The sequence below is a fragment of the Streptomyces sp. NPDC090442 genome, from assembly GCF_044769405.1.
Classification (GTDB): Bacteria; Actinomycetota; Actinomycetes; order Streptomycetales; family Streptomycetaceae; genus Streptomyces.
Window position 1 is genome coordinate 13,755 of sequence record NZ_JBIVXW010000053.1, and the last position, 14,206, is coordinate 27,960.

The window sequence follows — 14,206 nt, forward strand, 5'->3', positions numbered from 1 at the left end:
CGCCGCTCTACGATGCGGCAAAGCGCGTGTGCGACGGGTGAGGTGATGGGTGGGGTACTTCTACAGCGGTTCGGAGCTCCACGCCGAATCACGGCGGGCCCTGGCCCGGCTCGTGCGCCGGATCCGGGAGGGTGGCCGGCGGGTTACGGGGCGCCTTCGGGGTCGTGGGTGAGGTCGTGGCCGTCGTCGCTGATGGTCAGGTACGGCGGGCGTTCGCGGCGGCGGGGGAGGAACTTGTCAAGCCAACTGCGGGGTTCGGTGTCGGCGGGGTAGAGGTCGGCGGCGTCTAGGACGCGGAGCTGTTCGGTGCTGAGAAGGTCGGCGAAGTTGTACGGGTAGACGGCCGAACACCACAGTTGCAGCCGGCCTTGCTCGATGACGACGGAGAACGTCGAGCTTCCGCGCCATGCGTAGTAGGGCTCCTGGAGGCTGGCGGCGGCGGTGCGGTCAAGGTAGACGCGGGCGCGTCGGGCGCCGGCCGCCCACGGGTACTTCGCGGGCTGGCCCATCACCTCGTTGCCCCATGCCGCGATGGTGCGGTACATGCTGCCGCCTTCGGGGACGTAGGGGCGGTGGCTGCGCAGACGCACGATGAAATGGCCGCCGCCGGGGGCGAGTTCGAGGCCCCCACCCACGGTGTGCAGTCCCTTCTCGCTGGCGCGGATGACGCGCTCTCGGTCCAGCTCGATGAAGCGATGGGCGAACACCTGGGAGGCGAGGGTGTCCTCCCATCCGAGCTGGGTCAGTAGGCGGTGGGTGTTGCTGGGGCCGGTGCCGCCGTAGCCGGCTAGGCACTCCTCGACGCCGATCACGGCGCCGTCGGTGCCGTGGATGAGCATGTTGGGGGCGTCGATGTCGGTGCCGTCGGCGAACGCGGTCGGGTCCAGCCCGGATTCCAGTAGTACGTCTGCGGGGTTGAAGGCGACGGTGATGCGCGTGATGTCGCCGAGTGCTCCGGACTCGACGTAGGCGCGGGCCTTGTCGGCGCTGAGCACGGGGACCACCTGCGGGGCCTGGGCGGCGGGACGCCGGCCGGCGCGGTCCACCATGCCGTTAACGGTGGTGTGGGTGACGCCAAGCTGCCGGCTGATGGCCCGGCGGCTGGCCTCGTGCCGGGCGCCCTCGTGCTGCTCGCCGAACGCGGCGAGCGCGGACACCGACTGGTCCCGGTCGGCCTCGGCGGCGCGCAACTGCCGTTGCAGCAGCAGGACCCGGCGTTGTCGAGCGTGCATGTCGGTTTGGTGCCGGTGCAGTCCGGCAGCGATCTCGCTCCGTTCCATGTTACGGAACCTTAGATACCCGAATCACGGAAGGCAAGGTTTCCATCTTTGAGATTCCGTCCGATTCACCAGCTCTGTTCCACCGCGACCCGCGGCCGGTTGCCCGCACGTCAAACGCCCCCGCCGCTTTCAGCGGCGGGGGCGTCATGTTCTCGCCCGCGCGGTGCCGGCATCCGCGAATCCCGTGGTCACCCCTCGTCGTTGGTCGGCGGTTTGCTCAACGAGGGGCGGGCGGTGGCCTCTAGGGCGGCGGTCGCCTGGCGGGGGATCGTCACGGTGGTCGCCTCGTCCAGCAACTTGCGAGCGTGCTCGTAGGCGTGGCGGCGTTCATGTTCGGTACCGCCGTCCGCGAGCGCGGTTGACAGGAGTTTCCGGGCCTGCTCGATCGCCTTGCGCTCGCGGGGCGGCAGTGTGCGAAGCCCGGTTTTGCGGGCGTGCTCGGCTGCGGACGTCCACGCCATTTCCAGCTCGGTCACCGCACGCTGATAGGCGCCGGCGCCCTCGTCGGTGGTGCGGTCGGCTGCGCGGGCGTCGTCTGCTGCGGCGAGCGCGTGGATGAGACGTGCGGTCGTCGGGACGGTCACGTCGGCGAGCGCGGGGCGCTCCAACACGGCCAAGATGTCGCTCTGGAAGGCGCCGTACTCCTCCCGGACGGCGTCGTGTCGGGCCTCGACGGCGCGGCGCCGCGTGGCCTGGCTGTGGCGGCGCTTGCGGCGTCGGCGGACGGCGGAGGTGCCGGCCGATACGCCGACCACCACGGCGAACACGCCGATCAGCGCGACGAGTCCGAGCAGGACGGTGCCCCATGGGACGGCGGGCAGGTCGGCGTGGTGCTCGGGTGCCGGCTGCTGGCTACCGCCACCGTTGATGTTGGTCAGCTTTGTGAACAGCAATCGCGCCGCCGCCGGCGCCCCTGCGGCCATGCCGCCGTACATGAGGGGGAACAGGACGTCGCCGGGGCGTACTTCTTCGCCACTGAGCTGCTTGCGGAGCACCTGGGCGCCGCCGACGGTGACGCTCAGCGCGGCGAGCGCCCACGACAGCCATGTGAGCCATTGCATCATCGCTGTGCGGCCTCGGCTGTGGTGTCGGTCGTGGGGGTTGCCTGCGTCTTGGTGAGGGTGAGGGTGGCGGGTTTGCCGGCGCGCAGTGCTTCGGCGCTTTCGTGGTGGCCGTCGGTTTCGTAGGCCACCCCGGCCCGGGTGAGGCTATTGAGGAGCCCGTTCACGAAGTTGAGTTCTCCGATGCGCCGGCCGGCGTTGCGGCGGTCCTGCTCGTACTCGTCGGGCTCGTCGTCGAAATCGCCGTATCCGTGAGTGTTCCAGTCGTCGGCGTAGTTGGCCTCGAACTCCATCCGGACGGCGCCGCCAACGGTGGTGAGGGTGACGTCGTACGGTTCGCTGTCGCCGCCGGTGTACTCGTGCACGACGTCTACGACAGTTGCCAACACGTCGTGGGCGCCTAGGTGGTTGAAGACGGTACGGCGGCCGGCGCCGGGGGCGGCGGCGCGCACGATGTCCTCGCGCTGTTGGTTGTTGGCGTCGGCGGCGGTGATGGCGTCGGCGAGTGCGCGGCGGCGGCCGGTGAGTGCGGCGGCCAGGGCGGCGACTTCTTCGGCAACGTGGGCGACGTGCGGGAGGCTGCCGCGCTCGGGGAGGGGGGCGGCCTTCAGGGCGGCAATGATGGCGTCGGCCAGTTGGCGGCCGGGCTCGGGGCTGGGGGCGCCGGGCGGCACGGTCCATCCGGCCTGGCGGCAGAGCTGTCCGAGCAGGAGGGTGCCGGCCTGCCACCGGGCGACGGCGTCGTAGTTGGCGGCGACCGTATCGCGGTCGGCGTCGGTGACGCCGGCGCGGTGGAGGTGGTCCAGCATCGCGCGGGCCGCGGTGCGTTGACGGGGGGCCAGGGTCTCCCAGGTGCTCATGTCCACTCTCTCTCGCACGTCGTGCACGGCAAAACGAATCAGTACACAGAGACACTAGGTCGTGCACTGAGACATCGACTAGTGCAGTGGTATACGGATTTGACCCCTCGGCGCAAGGCGTAGAGAGGAATTCACCCTCCGCTCATAATTGCTGTCCCGTCTCATTCGATCTTGCCGCCGGGCAACGTCCTGACCTGCGGAGAGACAAAGTCACGTGAGACGCCGAAGCCCCGCCGTCTCACTTGATGTTGTCTCTCAGGCGCGTTTCAAGGGCTGACGCCCGGCGGACGGCAATTCGTTGACCTGCGCTGTCTCACGGGACCTTGTCCCTCACCTGCGAATCGGACAACGTCCCGTGAGACAACGGCAAGATCGAATGAGACGGGACATCGGGGCCGGCGAGCGATCCGGGCGAACCGCCGCACACCCGGCCAACAGCACCCAAGGGGGGCGCACGATGGCGGAGGATCCGGAAACCGTACTGAACGCCGTGGGCGGCGACCGTGACTGACGACGATTTCGCGGAGCGGGACGCGGCCGGGGTCCGGCTGCTGGCCGACGCCTACACCCGGTGGGCGGACGCCCCACCGGTCACCCTCAAAATGACCCGCCAGGACGCATGGACGGTGATGATGGCCCTGCAAAAGGTCGTCGCCCATCCCGACCTGGCCGGCGGCCCGTTGGCACGCTGCTGGGAAAACGTCGGCCGACACATTCAAGAAGCGGTGGCCGACTCCCCGGAGCTGTACGCCGTCGCAGAATGCGGCTGGCACCGCGCCTACGACGTCGACTCGACGTCGGACCCACGGCGGACCTCGTGACCGCGCACACCCCAGACGGCCCGGACCCGAACCGTCAATGCGTCTACCTCTGCACGCTGGGCAGACCTCGACACCGCAACGCCAGCCCGGACGCGCTCCTGGACGGCGTCACCCGGTACATCACAAGCCTGGGCCTGCGCCCCGTGGGCACGCCCGCCTATGACGTGCGCCGGGCGGCAGACCTCGACGACTTGGAGTCGGGCATGCTCCTGGCGGGGTATCGGCCGCTGCGGCGCCTGGTGCTGCACGTGCTGTGGCGCTACGTCTACGTCGCGCGGGCCTGGCAACGCTCGGCACCGGTAGCGACGTGACCTGGCGCCCCGATGTCGACGGGCCCGGCCTGACTGACCGGCGCCGGACCACCACAGACCAACCCACCACCTGACCAACTGGCCCTGGGGGACCCCACCATGACGTCCACACCACTCACCACCCCGTCCCGTCGACGTCGTCACGCCCGACTGATCGAGCTGGCGACCCGGCTCGTGGGCGAGTGCGCCACGGCGGCCGGTGCCATCTACGGCCCGATCGCCGCCGCGGCCCCCGACGTCGACGACGTGGAGGTCAGCCGCGGGCCGCTGATCATGCTGGCGGCGTCAGTCGCCGGCCGCATCGAGACGGCGTGGCGGGAGGATGACGAGCGGTGGCCGACGGTTGCGGCGGCCGAAGAACTGGCGGCCCACCGGTGCACAGCCCGCCGACACGCATTGGCTGAGGCTGAGGCGGCCCTCACCGGAGAGGCGCCGGTGCCGGCCGACACTCCCGGCATCGTCCCGGAGCTGACGCCCCACCAAATCGCCTCCCTGCGCGCCGTGGGCGTCGGCGGCGACTACCTGACCGCCCTGGATGAGGGGCCGGACGTCGCGCTGGACCTCCTGCGCCGCCTTACCGCGGCCGGCGAGCACACTGCCGCGGAGGTTCTGGACGATGCGGTGGACACCGCCTTGATCAGCGCCGTCCTGACCCTGGGCCGGGCCTGTCAGGTGCCGGACCCCTCCCACGGCGCGGAACTCGCCCTGGAGGCCAGCCGGCACCTCGTCCTCGCCGTCCGCCTCGCCTCCGCCGACCCCGTCCCGGGCGCGCTGGAAACGGCATGACAGACCTCTTCGACGCGATGGTGAACGGCTGGTGGTATCCGGTGGGCGTCGTCCTCGCGGTTGGCGGCCGTTGCGGATACGTGTGGTGGAAGGGGCGTCGCTCCGCCACCCTCGGCGCGCTGCTCGGTAGCTGGGTTCTGCTGCTCGTGCCGAGGGTCGGCCAGCAACTCACCGGCGGACGCGCCCACATGGGCCTGCCCATGTGGGCGACGCTGGGCCTGTTGGTGCTGGGGCTGCCCGTCGCGTTCGTCCTCGTCGGCGTTGTGGGCGGCGGGAAGTCTGACCCGATGGTCAACGAACCGGCCCTTCGGCACCGGTTGCTGACGGCGGTGTTCCGCCACCGTCCGGAGGTCTGGGGCCGCGGGGGTGGGGCATGACGCAACTCGCCCCGCCCCCCGCCTCCGTCCCGACCCCTGGCGGGTATGGCCCGGTGGTCAACGGCCGGGTGATGACCTCCGCCGGGTACGAGATTGATGCGGACACCGCCCGCCGGGCCGCCGAAGCCACCCCACACAACACCGAACGCGGCCGCCGGTCGCGGGCGGAGGGGTTCGTGGCCTGGTGCCGTGAGCGCGGCCGGCTGCACACCGACCCCGGCGCCCTGCCGGACTACGTCAACCACCTGGCCCGGCTGCGGCACCCGGTGGAGACCATCGAGACCTACGCCACCACCCTGTCCAGTCAACTGGCCCTACAGGGGCACCCGTTGGCCGAGCAGGATCGCTACCTCGTACGGGCCGTCATCGCCTCCCGGGCCGCGGAGATCGCCACCGACCCACACGAAACCGGGGATGCCCTCCAGTCGACGGCATGCAGCCGCGCGGATCTGCGGGCCCTGGTCGACACCCTGGACCGCGGCACCGTTCGCGGCAAACGCGATGCGCTGGCTCTCCTGCTCGATTGGCACATGGCCGGCCGGTCGTGCGAGCCCGGCTCGCTGGCCCTGCCCGACGTCCGCGAGGAAACCGCTCACGTCGAAAGCGTCGACGGCGGCCCCGGCCTCGAACTGCCCGCCCTGCGCATCGTCTTCCGCCGCTCCAAGACCAATCCGCACGGGCGCCGTACGGACGTCGTGCGCATCGTCATGCAGACGGATGCCGACGCGGACATCTGCCCCGTGCGGGCCTACCGGGAGTGGATGGAGGTCCTGGCGCGCCATGGCGTCGCCCACAGCGGGCCCCTGCTGCGGCGCATCGACCGGCATGGCCGGATCGGCGGCACCGGCCGGTGTGCCGGGCGTCAGCCGGCCGACACGCGGCAGGCCGGCGGCATCGGCGCCCGCACCGTACGCAACATCATCAACAAGTGCGCCCGGCTGGCCCGGCTGGTCCCCGCGCTGACGGCGGAGGAATCGGAGCTGCTGAGCACCAGCGCGGAGCGCGCGGAGCTCAACCGGGCCGCCACCGATGCGGAGCGGGAGGCCGTCCGCGCCGACCGGCGTATCCGCCGGCGGGCCCTGCGGCGGCGCCAGCCCCGCTACACCGGCCACAGCATGCGGCGGGGCCTCATTCAGCATCTGGAGAAACTGGGCATCGCACGGCACGTCATCGAGCGGCATTGTCGGTTCGTGCCCGGCTCCAAGGCCCTGTCGCGCTACGGCCTCGACCTTCTTCCGTGGGCGCACAACCCCACGGTGGTGATGCGCCGCTGACGCCGCGGCGTGGCGGCCGCCGTGCACACCGGCCCGCCGTACGGCGGGCCAGACCAACAAGGGGGAAGGCGTTGTGGTGAGCGTGACGTGGGACGGGCTGACAGCCAACCTGAGCACTGAACAACTGCTGGCGCTGAAACGTGAACTGCACCTGGGCCAGCTCCGGTTCATGGCGGGGGACCGGGTGGCGGCGGCCGTCCCGCTACGCGGCTCGACCCTCGATGAGGACTTGGAGCTGGAGGAGGGCGACGGTCAGATCCCCTACAGCGTGCCGGCCGGCACCCCCGGCCGCGTCCACGCCGTGCGCGGGTACGTCTCCCCGTTCCCGTACCGCGTCACCTGGGACACCGGTCTGGAACTGTCGGTGGCGGAACACCAACTGGTACAAACAAGGGGGTAGCGGTGTCTGAGTACCTGTACGGATGGGCACCGGCGGCCAGTTCGGTCAGGATGGGGGCATGATGCGGCTTCTGACACGACCCCGAGGGCCTCTCGGGCTGTTCGCCTGGGCGACGCGCCCTCTGGCTCGCGCCGGCTACCCCCTCACCGCCGCGGGCGTGTCCTTGTGGCTGCTGGCGCTGGCCACCTACGCGGCCACCGTGGCTCTCCTCGGCGGCCTCGGCCTGCTCGCCTCCGCGCCGCCCGGGCTCGCCGTGCCCCTGATCGCCGTGGCCAGCCTGCTCCTTGGGGTACTGGGGTGGATCGCGCACCTTGCCGTGTGGCTCCTGCCCGTGGCCCTGCTCCGGACCTGGTTCCTCGACCGGATTGGGCACCGCGCCGCATAGCCTCGACGGACGGGAGGCCGGGGCCCCGGCCTCCCAACGCCTCTGCGGTCTGCGGTCTGCGGTCTGCGGCGCTTACTGGCCCCGCGTCTGCTTGTGGCGCCCTGGTGCGGCCAGGAACCGTCCAGTACGCACCAGGGCACACCAGGATCGCGGTGTTCGGGTCGGGCTACGCCGGCGGGTGGCCGGCGAGGAACTGCACCTGGCCGCCCTCCAGGGCTTCGAGCGCCGCCCGCGTACGCCGCGCCGTGAACGGCATCAACACGGCGTCGAAGTCGGACGGCAGGACCCACCGGGCCCCGCGGACGTTCGCCCCCAACACGAAGTCGCCCGGCGCGATGTCCTGCACGCCGCAGTCAAAGAGGAGGTTGAAGCCCTCGCGGTGCAGCTCCTGGCGCTCGGCGTGCAGCTCCTCGTACATGTGGTGCACGGCCAAGAGCCGTCCAGGCTCGACGTCGATCCCCAATCGCGCGTGCGCCAGGCGCACCAAAGCGCCGGTGACGGACTCGTTGCCCTCCACGCAACCGCCCGGGTGGTAGTACGGCCTGCGCAAGGCGCCCGGCTCCTCCTTCTCGACGAACAAGACCGCGCCCTCGCTGTTCCGTAGGACCCCAAGGGCGCCTACGCGGCGGGGCGGCGGGCCGGTGAAGTGGTTACGCGTCATCCGTTGCCCTTCGTCGGGGCGGTGCGCCCGCCCAAGTCCCCACGACGATGCGCGAACGTCATAAACACCTAATGAACGAACATACGAACAAATATCGAGAGCACAGTTCGACAGGCAGGGCGCGGAGGTGTCGACGTCGGACCTGGTTGGTGGCCAGCCGGAGTACGGCAGAAGCGTGCCGCACGGGCATGACTCCGCAGGTCAGCGTGATGTGACGGCGCGTCGGCCTGCCGCAGTAAACCGCGCATTTACCGCGACAGCGGTTCCAGCGACCTGCGGAAACGCGGCTCTGAGACAAGATCAGGTGCCCGCATTTACTGCGGTTGCCTGTTTCTCCCGTACTCCGGCTGGACCCCTTGCAGCGCCGCCACCAGGTCATTCCGCGGGTTGGGGTTCCTCTTCTCCGCGCTCGTCATGGGGCGCCCTTCCGTGCGTCAGCGTGGCCAGCCGGCCGTACTTCTCCTCTGTACTGTGGCCGTCCCAAACCCAGGTCGGCACGTGGGGAATGGCGTCTGGGAACAGCGGCAGGTCCTCGGGCGGAAAGTGCCACGACATTTGGCCGGCCGGCCCCTCGACGTACACGACGTACCAGCCTGATCCGGGGTAGTCGGTGGCCGGCGCGATAACGGACGGGTACTGGGCGGCGAGGTAGGTGACGAGGGCGGACCGTTCGCGGTACACGGCTGTGAGCTGTGGGGTGTCGTCGGCGGCCGGGTCGGCGGCCGCGGCGGGTTCGAGCATGGGGTGTTCCTTCCGGGTGGCTCTGGCGGGAGCCGGTCAAAGCTGGGCGACGGGGTACTGGTGGGTTACTTGTCGGCTGGTCCGCTGTTCGTTAACGGCACCCCAACTACCGCATGCGGTCGGCGACTTCGGCGATCAGTTGCCGGCGTTCCTCTTCGGAGCGTCGGCGGACGTCGTCCAGGGTGCGGAGGTCGACGGCGGCGCGGACGCCGGTGCGGACGATGTCGGCCAGGGCCTGCGGGCTGAGGGCCTCGGCCTGGACTGTCTGGCCCATGTGGGCGCCGCGGCGATCGGTGCGCTTTTGCGGCGCGGTCGGCAGGTCGAACTCCTCGACCTGAGCGGGTGTTACGGCAAGCCGTGACACCCGCGGCGGCTCGCCGTCCATATCGCCGACGAACGCGGCGACGTCCTCGGCCGCCGCATCCACCATCGACAAACCCGACGGATCAAGGTCGCCGACGCTCAGTACGAGGGTGGGGCGGGTTCGGCCCGCGATGCGGGCGGCGGCCGCCCACTTCGCCCCGACCGACTCATATCCGCCGCTGCTGTAGACCCCCACACCGTAGGGCTCGGTGAGGCGCGCGAGCATCGGCAGGGCGCCGGCCGCCTCGCACCACACCTCCACCACACGGGGCTGCCCCTCGTCCAAGGGCCGCGCGTAGTGCCGGGCGCTGGATTTGACGGTCTGCCACCAGGCGGCGGGACTGTCGTAGCCCCAGGGCAATCCGCGGACCTCGGCTCGGTCGTCCCTGATGTGCTCCATGGGGATCATCCGGGCTCGGCGGGCCCGGGCCAGCACGTCCAGCAACTTGTCATAGTGCGCGGTGTCCTTGGGGTAGTCGTGGGCGCCGACCAGTCGGTAGTAGACCTGCCGGGCCGTCAGCGGCAGGTACTCGTGGTACTCGTCCAGCACCGCACGGATCTGGTCGACGAGACGCTGTGCGTTTGGCCGCGGCTTCCACGGGGCGAAGCCCCGGGGGCGAGTGCGGGTGTAGGTACGGCCGGACACGGCCCCGGTCGGCTTCGGCTTCTTTTTGCTGGTCATCGCGCTATCCGTTCTGGTCCTGGTCGTCGCCGGTCTTGCGGCGCAGACGTGCCATGAGCCGATCCGTGCCGGCCTGCTGCCGGGCCTCGGCGGCGGCTGCGTTGCGGCTCTGACGGGGCGCCTTGCCCCGGGCGGCGCGCTCGGCGCGGGCCCTCGCCGCGGCGATCCGGGCCCTTTCGGCGGGGGGGAGTTGGTCAAAGTCGACGGGGGCCACGGACTCCACCGGCGTGGGGTACTGGCTGAGGTGGACCTCCTCCGGCTCGCGCATCGGGCCGGGGTTGGCGCCGATGCGCTCCAAGTAGCGGGCGTGCTCGGTCTCGGCGACGCGGCGGCGCTCCTCCTCGGCGCGGCGGTGCTGGGCCCGGCGCGCGGCGAGCTGGGCGGTGCTGGTGGGGGCCTGGGCCTGCTGGTGGCGCAGCCGGTGGAGGTCGGGGGGGGGCATGGCGTCCCATGCCACCTGGCGGGCGGTGATCGGCACGGGCCGGTGGCGGGGGGCGTGGCCGGGCTTGTTCCGGTGGGTGTTGACCAGCCTCCAGCATCGCCACGCGGCGAGCCGGCCGACGTCAACGGCGCCGCGCACGCTGCTGGTCAGCACCTCCAACACGGTGGTGGGGGTGGTCCGCTGCACGGCGAGCGTGACCACATGGAGCAGGTCATCCCACGCCGGATTGCTGTACCAGTCTCCAGCGTCGTCGTAGCGGCCGGAGGTCAAAATCATCTTGCCGCTGCCGAGTTCGGACCTCCAGGCGTGCCACGCTCGCGCCAGGACCCATCTGGCACGAGAGGCAGGGTCATCTCCGGCCAGAAGCGGCCGCCTGTTTGTAGGTGCCGCCGAAGGCGTCGTTTCCTGCTCTTCCAGGATTTTCGACAGCCGCAGCTCCCTACCACCCGCAGACGAAAAACCACCTGGTGGGAAGACCCCTCGCGTATAGGGAGACGTTTTGGGTTCGGTGAACATGTCGAAGACGGGGTGGTGTTCGGCTGCGCCGGTGCGGGAGGTGGTGGCGATGCATCGGAGGTCGGGGCGCTCGTCGTCGGGGAGGTGGCGGGCGGCCTTGCCGATGGCTTCGGCTGCCAGGGCGGCCGGGGTGCCGGCCGGGTGCTGCCACCGGGGCTCGGCGGCCAGCCTGGCGGCCAGCTCGGCGGCCTTGTGCGGCTCCTCAAGCGGCGGGGCCTGGAGGTCCCACCGGGGGGCCGTCATCTCCGTCAGATGACCGCAGGCGGCGTCTTGGTCGGGCTCCTCGGCCTGCGGGAGGTCGTGCACGCCCAACGCGCGGGCAAGGTCCTCGGGGAGGTCGTGGGGGATCGCCCGGTACTCCAACACCAGCGCGTAAACCGCTTTGCGGCCGGGGGCCGGGGCTACGATGCGTTCGGCTACTCCGGCCTGCTTCGCCGCCTTCAGGTCCGCCCAAAACCGGTCCGGGGCAAGGTCGTAGACGGCGGCGTACCGCTCGGCCAGCGCCATGCCTCCGTCAACCTGGTGCGTGTGCCGGCGGCCGATGATCCGGCCGGACCTCCGGCCGATCCTCTGGTACGTCAGAAACTTGCTGAGGCGGCGCAATGGGGCGCTCAGCTCGCCGCGGTGGTCCTTCAGTGCGAGCACTCGGAACCAGAGCCGGGAGGTCAACTCTGGGAACCTCAGGACCTCTTGAGGCTGGGAAGGGGTGGCCGTCTCGGCGGCCGGGGCCGGCCGGGAAACCCGCCCAAAACGGTCGGAAAGGTCATTGTCAACGGTGTCGGCAGTGTCGACATTCTGACGTGTCGACACCCCGTTGGAAGGCATACGGGTGCCGTCACCGGGGCGTCTTGCTACTATGAGAATCGCCTCGGAGCATTTTTGAGCGCAGAAAGGCCCGTTGCGGCGCCGGCGTGGGAACCGGAACCGTGGGGGGACTGTCCTGGGTTCAGTTATGGAATGGGATGGGGATTCTCAGCGGTGGTTGTGAGCCTGGTGAGCTGAGGTCCCTGAGTCTGGGGCGTGTTGGGCGGTCCGTCGCCGGTTGGGAAGCCGTAGACGGGGCACCGGCCCCTTCTTCTTCTTAACTTGCTGCTATCTGACCCCCCTGGAGGGCTGCCCGCTTACGGGCGGCGGCTGCTGCTGCCGGGTTGCGCTGGTGATACAGCGTCACCAGCGCCTGACGGACGACATGGGCGGCGCTCTTGTCCTTCATGTCGTTGATCAGCCAGCGGAACGCCTCGTGCGCCTCTTCGTCTGGCTGGAGTACAGCAGCGGCGCGCACCTCGTGATCAGGGGGAAACGCGCCTGTACGTCGCGCTCCCCGCACTCGCGCGGTGTCTCGTCCGGTTGCCATGGGGCGATCTTAGTCCCCAAACCCCGCGCTGGTACAAAGCATTCGGCGTGTTGCGCCGGATTTTTCTGGGGAACGGGCGCCAACTGCCCCCCTTTGGGGGGAATCAAGCGCATCCGGATTGACCTGGAGCCGCGTTTGTGGCTCGAAACGACTGCTGTCGCTCCGTCAGCGGGGTTCGGGCGTCATCGCCTTGGGGAGTCCGCGGAACCTCAATTGCCGACGGGCTGACTCTACCGCCGCTTCGCGGCGGCGTGCGGGAGACAGGCCCGGCCCTCCGGTAAAGCCCCCTGATCGAGGTAAGTGGCCCATGAGCGGGTTGCGGCGTGCTGTCCAGCTTCGGGGGCCTGCGCGAGGGCTCCAGGCGTCGAGCTGCCTTCACATGACGTCGTCGCTCTGGCCTTGGAGGCCCCGGGGGCGTAGGAGAATTCCTGAGTCGAGAGAATAGCCGGCGTTTGCCCGATATGGTTTGCCCATGGAAACCACGAAAGTGACGGTGCGAATCTACGCCCGACAAGCGGGTGTCCTTGATCTCTTGAGTAAGAGATTCCGTGAGGAGGAAAGGGCTACGCGACATGCTTTGGAGCGTGACGGAATGGCTCGGAGAGATGCCCGTATTGCCGTGGCCCGGATGCGGCCGGTGGAGTGGCCGTCGTTGTCCGTGGTCGTGGGTGACGCGGTGGCTCGACGACTGGCTGATCCAGACCTCGTTGGCCCGTGGCGGCCGCTGACTCCGGCGGAGCGTGAAGAGGTCGCGTTGTCGGGGCGGTGGCCGGGTCCGAGTGAAGGTGTGCCGTTGCGGCAACGTCACTATCAGTTTGCATCTGACCTGGCAGAACGGCTGCGCGTGGCTTCGTGGCGGGTCTCAGAAGGGCCATTGCGCGAGCTCCGTCAACGGGGCCTGGTCGACCGCGGCGGGCTCCTGACCGGGGCCGACCGGGAGACGTGGGAGCACCTGGCAGGGCGGCTGCGGTCGGTGCCGTGGATCATCCGGGACGCACTGGAGAAGTACGGGCCCACAGCCCGTAAATGATCTTGTTTCGAGCCCGCAAAGAAAGGGATATCCCTTTCTGAAATCTTTATCGCGCGCGCACGCAAAGGCGCGTGAATTCGGCACCGTCGCTCGTCTGATCGAATTTGTTTGAGGGGCTGCTTTTCCGGGTTATAGCTGCTACGGTCGTATTCCATCCGCGTTTTCGGGAGGCGTAGTGAGTGCAGCTATGGAGAATTCTGCGGCGGTCGTTCCGGCCAGCCGAGAAGAGGAGGGCAGGGAAGCTCTCGGGGAGCCTCTTGGCAATATTCGGGGCGTGCCGCTGTACTGGGGTGGTCAGGCTCCGGAGTATCTGCGGACTCAGACTCAACTCCGTGAGTTGCGGCTGAATTTGCCGGAGGGTGTGGAGCCGCGTGCGTATGTGAGGACTCGGGATTACGGGGACGTGGCGCTGTACGACCCGGATGACGCGGTGAGGATGAAGCCGCTGGCCTCGAAGTTGAAAGCGGCGCGGGAGGCGCGGCGTACGTGCCCGGAGTGTGGGCACGTACGCGGGTACATCGTGCGGGGGGTCTGCCAGGACTGCCGAGACAAGGCGGAGTTGGCCCGGCGGCGGCTGGTAGCGCGGACGTGCCAGGGGTGCGGGGCGGTGCGGGAGCGGGCGTATCCGGCGGTACACGGGCGGTGTCAGTCGTGTCGTGCGGCGCAGTTGGAGATGCTGCGGCAGCGTGATGCCGCGTGGTTGGAGGGTGTGGTGTGGTGCGTGGGGGACGGGTGCACGGTCCAGGTGAACACGAAGAAGGCGGCGCGAAAGCACCTGAGTGCGCATAAGGAGCGTTGGCGCGGTTTCGCGGAGTACCCGGCGCCGGGGCGGCCGTTGGGCTGGCCGTCACGCTGTGGGGCG

Annotated in this window: 16 protein-coding genes; 8 read left to right on the forward strand and 8 right to left on the reverse strand. The window is 69.8% G+C overall.

The features are described from left to right. Positions 1-143: 143 nt before the first annotated feature. From ACIQU6_RS30590 to ACIQU6_RS30600, 3 genes are all read right to left on the reverse strand, one after another. On the reverse strand, positions 144-1,280 hold the full coding sequence (locus tag ACIQU6_RS30590) for a hypothetical protein (protein WP_403484947.1): 1,137 nt from the start codon (positions 1,278-1,280) through the stop codon (positions 144-146). Between the two features lie 188 nt (positions 1,281-1,468). After that, positions 1,469-2,344 (reverse strand): hypothetical protein, encoded by an 876-nt coding sequence (locus tag ACIQU6_RS30595; RefSeq protein WP_403484948.1) that lies wholly within the window; start codon positions 2,342-2,344, stop codon positions 1,469-1,471. Next, positions 2,341-3,201, reverse strand: a complete 861-nt coding sequence (locus ACIQU6_RS30600; protein ID WP_403484949.1) for a hypothetical protein — start codon at positions 3,199-3,201, stop codon at positions 2,341-2,343. Before ACIQU6_RS30600 ends, ACIQU6_RS30595 begins: the two co-directional genes overlap by 4 nt. Before the next feature lie 503 nt (positions 3,202-3,704). Between ACIQU6_RS30600 and ACIQU6_RS30605 the strand changes: the two genes are divergently transcribed. The 7 genes from ACIQU6_RS30605 to ACIQU6_RS30635 all read left to right on the forward strand — a co-directional run bounded on the left by ACIQU6_RS30605 (position 3,705) and on the right by ACIQU6_RS30635 (position 7,555). Then, positions 3,705-4,022, forward strand: a complete 318-nt coding sequence (locus tag ACIQU6_RS30605; RefSeq protein WP_403484950.1) for a hypothetical protein — start codon at positions 3,705-3,707, stop codon at positions 4,020-4,022. After that, positions 4,019-4,333: a hypothetical protein gene (locus tag ACIQU6_RS30610; protein WP_403484951.1), complete on the forward strand. Its 315-nt coding sequence runs from the start codon at positions 4,019-4,021 to the stop codon at positions 4,331-4,333. The genes ACIQU6_RS30605 and ACIQU6_RS30610 overlap by 4 nt, the downstream gene beginning before the upstream one ends. Positions 4,334-4,432: 99 nt before the next feature. Continuing rightward, positions 4,433-5,119 (forward strand): hypothetical protein, encoded by a 687-nt coding sequence (locus ACIQU6_RS30615; RefSeq protein ID WP_403484952.1) that lies wholly within the window; start codon positions 4,433-4,435, stop codon positions 5,117-5,119. Beyond that, positions 5,116-5,496: a hypothetical protein gene (locus ACIQU6_RS30620; protein ID WP_403484953.1), complete on the forward strand. Its 381-nt coding sequence runs from the start codon at positions 5,116-5,118 to the stop codon at positions 5,494-5,496. Before ACIQU6_RS30615 ends, ACIQU6_RS30620 begins: the two co-directional genes overlap by 4 nt. Continuing rightward, positions 5,493-6,770, forward strand: coding sequence for a hypothetical protein (locus ACIQU6_RS30625; protein ID WP_403484954.1), 1,278 nt, complete (start codon positions 5,493-5,495; stop codon positions 6,768-6,770). The genes ACIQU6_RS30620 and ACIQU6_RS30625 overlap by 4 nt, the downstream gene beginning before the upstream one ends. A gap of 76 nt (positions 6,771-6,846) precedes the next feature. Continuing rightward, on the forward strand, positions 6,847-7,170 hold the full coding sequence (locus ACIQU6_RS30630; RefSeq protein ID WP_403484955.1) for a hypothetical protein: 324 nt from the start codon (positions 6,847-6,849) through the stop codon (positions 7,168-7,170). Positions 7,171-7,327: 157 nt separating this feature from the next. Continuing rightward, on the forward strand, positions 7,328-7,555 hold the full coding sequence (locus ACIQU6_RS30635) for a hypothetical protein (protein ID WP_403484956.1): 228 nt from the start codon (positions 7,328-7,330) through the stop codon (positions 7,553-7,555). Between the two features lie 166 nt (positions 7,556-7,721). Here the strand turns inward: ACIQU6_RS30635 and ACIQU6_RS30640 are convergent, their stop codons facing one another. The 5 genes from ACIQU6_RS30640 to ACIQU6_RS30660 all read right to left on the reverse strand — a co-directional run bounded on the left by ACIQU6_RS30640 (position 7,722) and on the right by ACIQU6_RS30660 (position 12,314). Then, positions 7,722-8,216 carry an NUDIX domain-containing protein gene (locus ACIQU6_RS30640; protein WP_403484957.1) on the reverse strand — a complete coding sequence of 165 codons (495 nt, stop codon included), beginning with the start codon at positions 8,214-8,216 and terminating at the stop codon, positions 7,722-7,724. 375 nt (positions 8,217-8,591) lie between these two features. Then, positions 8,592-8,957: a hypothetical protein gene (locus ACIQU6_RS30645; protein WP_403484958.1), complete on the reverse strand. Its 366-nt coding sequence runs from the start codon at positions 8,955-8,957 to the stop codon at positions 8,592-8,594. Positions 8,958-9,063: 106 nt separating this feature from the next. Then, positions 9,064-10,002, reverse strand: a complete 939-nt coding sequence (locus ACIQU6_RS30650; RefSeq protein WP_403484959.1) for a hypothetical protein — start codon at positions 10,000-10,002, stop codon at positions 9,064-9,066. A gap of 4 nt (positions 10,003-10,006) precedes the next feature. After that, a complete protein-coding gene (locus ACIQU6_RS30655) occupies positions 10,007-11,629 on the reverse strand; it encodes a hypothetical protein (protein WP_403484960.1) in 1,623 nt (540 codons plus the stop codon). A gap of 412 nt (positions 11,630-12,041) precedes the next feature. Next, on the reverse strand, positions 12,042-12,314 hold the full coding sequence (locus tag ACIQU6_RS30660) for a hypothetical protein (RefSeq protein ID WP_403484961.1): 273 nt from the start codon (positions 12,312-12,314) through the stop codon (positions 12,042-12,044). Positions 12,315-13,188: 874 nt separating this feature from the next. On the opposite strand from ACIQU6_RS30660, the gene ACIQU6_RS30665 reads away from it, so the two are divergent. Then, positions 13,189-13,344, forward strand: a complete 156-nt coding sequence (locus ACIQU6_RS30665) for a hypothetical protein (protein ID WP_403484962.1) — start codon at positions 13,189-13,191, stop codon at positions 13,342-13,344. The last annotated feature ends 862 nt before the right edge of the window (positions 13,345-14,206 follow it).